The 457-nt window shown below is 52.3% G+C and carries 1 rRNA gene; it reads left to right on the forward strand.

Annotated elements, in window-relative coordinates:
- A 23S ribosomal RNA gene (locus tag J0695_RS42670) occupies positions 1-457 on the forward strand; the annotation flags it as partial.

Genomic DNA, 457 nt, shown 5'->3' on the forward strand with positions numbered 1-457 from the left:
CTCTGTACGGAGTTACAAAAGAACGAGGTAGATGAAGAGGTCTGGAAAGGCCCGCCATAGGAGGTAACAGCCCTGTAGTCAAAACTTCGTTCTCTCCTGAGTGGATCCTGAGTACGGCGGAACACGTGAAATTCCGTCGGAATCCGGGAGGACCATCTCCCAAGGCTAAATACTCCCTAGTGACCGATAGTGAACCAGTACCGTGAGGGAAAGGTGAAAAGCACCCCGGAAGGGGAGTGAAAGAGATCCTGAAACCGTGTGCCTACAAGTAGTCAGAGCCCGTTAACGGGTGATGGCGTGCCTTTTGTAGAATGAACCGGCGAGTTACGATCCCGTGCAAGGTTAAGTTTGAAAAGACGGAGCCGCAGCGAAAGCGAGTCTGAATAGGGCGCATGAGTACGTGGTCGTAGACCCGAAACCAGGTGATCTACCCATGTCCAGGGTGAAGTTCAGGTAA

The organism is Streptomyces beijiangensis (assembly GCF_017315755.1).
GTDB classification, from domain to species: domain Bacteria; phylum Actinomycetota; class Actinomycetes; order Streptomycetales; family Streptomycetaceae; genus Streptomyces; species Streptomyces beijiangensis.